General features: G+C 57.1%; 5 protein-coding genes. All 5 read right to left on the reverse strand.

What is annotated here, in order from left to right:
• Positions 1-33 precede the first annotated feature (33 nt).
• The 5 genes from AB5Y85_RS11190 to AB5Y85_RS11210 all read right to left on the reverse strand — a co-directional run bounded on the left by AB5Y85_RS11190 (position 34) and on the right by AB5Y85_RS11210 (position 5,843).
• Positions 34-552 (reverse strand): hypothetical protein, encoded by a 519-nt coding sequence (locus tag AB5Y85_RS11190; RefSeq protein ID WP_005353702.1) that lies wholly within the window; start codon positions 550-552, stop codon positions 34-36.
• Between the two features lie 10 nt (positions 553-562).
• Positions 563-1,276, reverse strand: a complete 714-nt coding sequence (locus AB5Y85_RS11195) for a helix-turn-helix domain-containing protein (protein ID WP_257688139.1) — start codon at positions 1,274-1,276, stop codon at positions 563-565.
• Positions 1,277-1,730: 454 nt separating this feature from the next.
• Positions 1,731-3,257 carry a methyl-accepting chemotaxis protein gene (locus tag AB5Y85_RS11200; protein WP_257688140.1) on the reverse strand — a complete coding sequence of 509 codons (1,527 nt, stop codon included), beginning with the start codon at positions 3,255-3,257 and terminating at the stop codon, positions 1,731-1,733.
• Between the two features lie 64 nt (positions 3,258-3,321).
• On the reverse strand, positions 3,322-4,053 hold the full coding sequence (locus AB5Y85_RS11205) for an ABC transporter substrate-binding protein (RefSeq protein ID WP_005334783.1): 732 nt from the start codon (positions 4,051-4,053) through the stop codon (positions 3,322-3,324).
• A 551-nt stretch (positions 4,054-4,604) separates the two neighbouring features.
• Positions 4,605-5,843, reverse strand: a complete 1,239-nt coding sequence (locus AB5Y85_RS11210; protein ID WP_005334784.1) for a uracil-xanthine permease family protein — start codon at positions 5,841-5,843, stop codon at positions 4,605-4,607.
• Between the last annotated feature and the right edge of the window lie 99 nt (positions 5,844-5,942).

Here is a 5,942-nt window from a genome sequence, read left to right on the forward strand (position 1 = left end):
ACTGCGAAGTCACCGGCCCCTGGTGCAAGTTGCTTAGAAGCTAGCGGGACGCCCGGCACCTGCGCTTTGCGGCTGAACAGGCACCAGTGGTGCCGGGGGGAAGAACCAGCGGTAGAGATCGAACCAGCCATCTCGCTGGGCAATCACGACCTCGTGCACCGGATCGCGCTGGAAGATCGCCACCTTGTTTTCAGTCAGCGGCACCCAGGCATAGTTGACCAGCGCATATTGCGACTGGATCAGGTTGTACTCATTGAGATAGGAGTCATCGTTACCCGATTCGTGCAGTTGGGTACGACTGTCGATGAGGTAAACAAGCTGGTTGAAAAAGGTCAGTTGAAAACCGGTCACCCGCCACTTCTCCCTGGTCGCCTCCTCCTCTTCGATCACGGTAATTTTGCCCCAGCGGCACACCCCGTGATAGTTGACTCCATTGGCTGACATTTTCAGGTCGTAATGACAGCCCAGACTGTTGATAAACATCCCGACCACAAACAGCAGCACGACAAGCAGTGGCAACAGCAGCAAGGTATTTTTCAGCGTTCGTTTCATCAGAGATCCCTTACAGCGTTTTTTCGAGCTCTTTATAGGAGAGCACGCGAACCTGGTGGCCGGAGACCAGCACCAGCGATGCCGACTTGACTGGTGGCACATCGCTCCGTGCCTCCATCTGGCAAACAACGCCGGTCGGCGAGTCGGTGCAGTGCACATGGAGCCACTCGAAATGGAGATAGCTGGCGACAAACGCCACCAGCACAACCAGTAGCAAATTGACGTATATCAGGCCCCTTGCCAGCATTGGCCGCCCGATACCGCTGAGAAAGGCAAGTTTGGCGCGCTCACCAAAAGAACGGGGAGCAGCAGGCTCTTTGATGACCTCGTGGTCGGAGCTTGGTGATGTCGACGGTGGCTGCGCAGCCGCTGCAGGCGTGGGCTCGCTCATCGGCTCGGGCAAGGGCTCACTCTCTGTTGGCAGTGCCTTGCCGTAATAGCTCTTCATCTTGCAGTTCAGATGCAGGGAGTACCCTTTTTTCGGGGTACTTCTGATATCCAGCGTCTGGGGGGATGAGGCGAAGTGGCGGCGAATATTGGCGATGGCCACGTTCAGTGAGTTGGGGCTGATGGGGCGACCCAACCAGCCGATTTCGAGCAACAGATCCTTGTCGCACACCTCGTCATGGTGATCGAGCAGATAGCTGAAAATGAGGCTCTCTGCCGATGACAAACGCACCACCCGGGCGCTTTGCAAGTTGTCCTTGTCGGCACAGAAGATCAACTCTCGCCTTTTGACATCAAAGACATAATCACCGAAGTGATAGGCTGATATGTTATTGCCTGGCGCAACCCCCGTCATACCAACCACCTGTTATTTGCATTCATCATGAAGAAGATGGGATTCCACACCTGATAAAGCCAGATGGCGGCTCAGGACTCGCTGTAATTAAACGAAATTCTAAAGGGTCGGGATCAGCGGCACAATAGATGCAGGCAGGCATGAGCGGGGAAAATGAAAATATGCGTCCAGCGCTGTCGGACTGCGTATCGGGCAGAGCATGATGCTGCGAGTTTCGCGTATCACGATCACGCCAATCTCAGCTGAACAGTGACATGGGCATGACGAAAAGCGCTGCAGGACAAGGCCCCTTGCCCCTCACGACATCTCGCCGCGCCTCAAAATAATGGGAACCGGCCTGCCCCGCAGGATGATCCAACGGGGCGAAGTGAACTGACTAGACCCGAAACTGCTTGAGCAGGGTGTCGAGTTGGGCCGACAGCTGCCGCAGATCGCTGCTGGCCTCGGCAACCTGTGCCACTCTGGCCGCACTCTCGCTGTTGAGCGTCGCAATCCGGTTGACGCTGTGGCTGACCGCCTCCGCCACCGAGTGTTGTTCTTCCGATGCCTGGGCTATATACATGTTCATCTCGCGGATCAGGCTGACCTGATTTTTAATTTTCTCCACCGATATCTGCACATCTGCCGCCTCGATGCCGGCGCGGGATGCCTTCTCCTGACTCTGTTGCATGCCGGCCCCGACATTCTGGGTCGCTTGCTGCAACCGCTTGATACTGGCGCTGATCTCCTCCGTCGACTGGCGAGTACGGCCCGACAAGGTGCGCACCTCATCCGCCACCACCGCAAAACCGCGCCCCTGATCACCCGCCCGCGCCGCCTCGATGGCCGCGTTGAGGGCAAGCAAATTGGTCTGCTCGGCAATGCCGTTGATCACCTCGATGATGGTGCCAATGCTGCTGCTTTCGGTCGAAAGGGTGCGCATCAGGGTGGCGACCCGCTCCACCTCCCCCACCAGTTGATGGATGGCCTCATTGGCATGGCCCGCCAGATTGTAACCCTGCTCCACATAGAGGTTGGCCTCATCGGTAGCGCCAGAGGTTTTCACCGCATTGCCAGCTACTTCCTGCACCGCCTGACTCATCTCGGTGATGGCGGTAGCGACCTGATCCAGCTCGGATTGCTGGGCGTCACTGCCTACCCGGGTATCTGCCGAGAGGGAGTCACAGAGTTCGGCGGTTTGCAACACACCGGCAGAGAGCTCGTTGATCTCCGCCACCATCTCCTGCAACTTGGCAATAAAGTGGTTGATGTTGGTGGCCAGCGCGCCCATCTCATCCTGACGGCTGATCTTCAGACGCCGGGTCAGATCCCCCTCTCCTTTGGCCAGATCGAACACCGCCTGATTCATCTGGTGAAGCGGCCTGAGCACATTGCGATGAATCAGCACCATCAACAGGGCGATGATGCAGAGATCGAGCACCAGGATCTGCCAGACGGTGGTGATCAACTGCTGGCGCAGTTGGGCCTGAATGGCGGCATCACTGGTTTGCACCAGCAATCGGGCCACGGTGTTTTTCTGGCCACTGTCGTCATAGACCAGATCATATCCCCCATAGGCAGCGGTATCGGCAGGCATGGCTGTCACGGGGGCAATGCTCCCCGCCGTGTCACGGGCAAACCCGGCCACCAGCTTGTCCTTGTTGACCACCAGCAAAGCACTCAGGATATCGGCCGCCAGCTCGGACTTGAGCGATGCCTCGATGAAGGCCGATTCATAATTCCACAGCGGGCCGGGCAGGGAGAGCTGCAGCCGGCCGATGGCCTGTTCGACCAGCGCACTCTGTTTGCTGTAGCTCTCCGCCCTGACCGCGTGGTAGTTGTAAGCGCCAAACAACACCAGTAGCAGACTCACCGACAGGGAGGTCAACACGGCAATCCTGAACGTCAGACTTTTCCAATCCATGGTTTCCTCCCGGTTTTACGGCAGCCGGCGCAGTGCCATTGAGCGGCACTTGCTATTGGTACTGTTATTGGTACTTGGCATTGATCTTGTCGATGGTGCCATCCGCCTTCATGGCAGCGAGGATCTCGTTGAGCTTGGTGATGAGCTCATCGGGCGTATCCTTGTTAAACGCCAAGCTCATCTGGGTTTCCTTGAACACGAAGACCGGCTTGGGTGAGGCCACCTTCTCCTTGCTGGCCAGATAGGGGGCCAGATACTGGCCGGTTGCCCAAAGATCGATGCGACCTGCCTCCAGTTTCTTCACGTTAGCGGTGTCGTTGGCCGCCAGCTGCAACTTGGCAAATCCCTGGGCTTTGAGATACTCGGCGGCCGCATCGCCGTTATAGCCACCCACCGAATACTGCTTGGCATCTTCCAACGACTTGACCGTGATATTGGCGGTCGAGCTGGAGAAAAACACCCAGTTGTTATTGACCAGCGGCCCTACCCACTTGAACAGTGCTTCCCGCTCCGGAGTGCGGGTCGTGGAGTAGAGGGCGGTATTGGGAGTACCGAGGGTATCTTCGTACGCGCGTTTCCAAGGCATCAGGGTCAGCTTGTATTCGACTCCAGCGCGCTTGAAAAGCTCTTCGACCACCTCGGTCGACAGCCCGACAATCTTGCCCCCCTCTCCCTGCATGTTGAATGGCGGGTAATCCTCGGTCATCACGTTCAGTGGCGCAGCCTGAACAGCGCTTATCGCCATCATGGAAGAGACTGAAAAAATTGCACTTTTCCACAGCAGTTGATAGTTCATTGCAACCTCGCTTTGCTTGCCATTCATCCCTGAACATCCGCCGTTACCGATGGCGGTGCACGTCTGACCCGCTGGGGTCATGCCGGCTTTCACGGCTCGCCGCCCACCCATGTGCAGCAGCAAACAGATCCGGATTTTGCCTGTGCGCAACGAAACGCAACCGGCGAGGGAGGCTCACAACAAATCGAGGTGGAAACATGCCAGTGCAGCATAAGGGGAGTGCGGAGTGGGGCGGATAAGCCTCTGCCATACAACAGCGCCGTGGCAAAGAAAAAGCGCATCGTTTTATGACAGGGGTCTGGGAGAGAAATGATAGAAAACGCCAACATCCATTTTCCCATACTGCTCGAGGAGACCTCAGAGCCAAACCTGTCCTTTAGCTAAGGTCACGAAAAGAGATACGTCAAATGAGAATGCTAACCCCCTCATCTGCTTCCAAATTAGATTCCAGATGAGCTCCGTCGAGCCACAAAGTGGCGCGAGATACCAGAAAATGAGAAGGCCACCGCGAGGTGGCCTTCTCCAAATCAACAATGAACGTCTGGTGAAACTCAGTCCTTGGCCGCGTCCATCACACCCTCTTCGGAGTGCGCAGGCAGGATCAGGTTGAGCAGGATGGCGGCAACGGAGGCCAGGCCGACACCGGCCAGCGCGAAGTCGCCAATCTTCATCTCAAGCGCACCGACACCGACGGTCAGAGTCACGGCGACGATGGCGATATTGCGTGACAGCCCCAGATCCACCTTGGATTCCACCAGCGTCTTGAGACCGATGGCAGCGATGGATCCGAACAGCAGCAGCATGATACCGCCCATCACCGGCATCGGGATGGAGGTAAGTAGCGCATTGAACTTGCCAAAGAAGGCCAGAATGATGGCAAACACCGCAGCCCAGGTCATGGTGACCGGATTGAAGTTGCGAGTGATCATCACGGCACCTGTCACTTCGGCGTAGGTGGTCACGGGAGGGCCACCGATGAAACCGGCGAAGCAGACGCCGATACCGTCACCGGCCAGCGTACGGTGCAAACCCGGATCCTTGGTGTAATCCTTGCCAGTCACGCCACCAATCGCCAACACGCCACCGATATGCTCGATACAGGGGGCGATGGCTACCGGCAACATGAACAACGCAGCAGCCCAGTTGATCTCTGGGGTTTCGAAGTGGGGCAGCGCCAGCCAGGGGGCGTTCACCATACCATCGAAACTCACCTGGCCCATGAATACCGCCGAGACATAACCGGCAATCACGCCGCACAGGATGGGGATCAGCTTGATCCACCCCTTGCAGAACACAGCTGCAATCAGGGTGACCGCCAGCGAGATACCGGCCAGCGTCAGCGCAGTCCCCGCAGGTACCACCTGCTCACTACCGGCACGGCCCATCGCCATGTTGCAGGCAACCTGCGCCACAGAAAGACCGATGACCATGATCACCGGGCCAATCACCACCGGGGGCAGCAATTTGTGCACAAAGCCCATCCCTTTTGCCCGGATCAGCGCAGCCAGAATGAAATACATGAAACCGGCGGCAAACAGGCCAAACATGGTGGATGGCAATCCCCAGGTCTGGGTGGCGTAGATGATGGGGGCGATGAAGGCAAAGCTGGAACCGAGGAAAATCGGGACCTGGCGGCGGGTGCAGAGCTGGAACAACAGGGTGCCCACACCGGCGCCAAGCAGGGCCATGGAGGGGTTCAGTCCGGTGAGCAGGGGCACCAGAACCATGGCGCCGAAGGCGACAAACAGGATTTGCAGCCCGGCGACACTTTGCTTGACTAAGGAAAACATGGATGTCCTTAATTTTTTGATAACTGATGGGGATATTTATCACTTTTCAGTCATCACAAGACTTTTTCAAGGCACAAAATGAACACAAATGCGTCACCT

The organism is Aeromonas sp. R3-1, assembly GCF_040908345.1.
GTDB lineage: Bacteria > Pseudomonadota > Gammaproteobacteria > Enterobacterales > Aeromonadaceae > Aeromonas > Aeromonas veronii.

Excerpts from the sequence above, each read along its gene's own strand:
- AB5Y85_RS11210 (WP_005334784.1), bottom strand. The coding sequence starts at position 5,843 with ATGTTTTCCTTAGTCAAGCAAAGTGTCGCCGGGCTGCAAATCCTGTTT.
- AB5Y85_RS11205 (WP_005334783.1), bottom strand. The coding sequence starts at position 4,053 with ATGAACTATCAACTGCTGTGGAAAAGTGCAATTTTTTCAGTCTCTTCC.
- AB5Y85_RS11190 (WP_005353702.1), bottom strand. The coding sequence starts at position 552 with ATGAAACGAACGCTGAAAAATACCTTGCTGCTGTTGCCACTGCTTGTC.
- AB5Y85_RS11200 (WP_257688140.1), bottom strand. The coding sequence starts at position 3,257 with ATGGATTGGAAAAGTCTGACGTTCAGGATTGCCGTGTTGACCTCCCTG.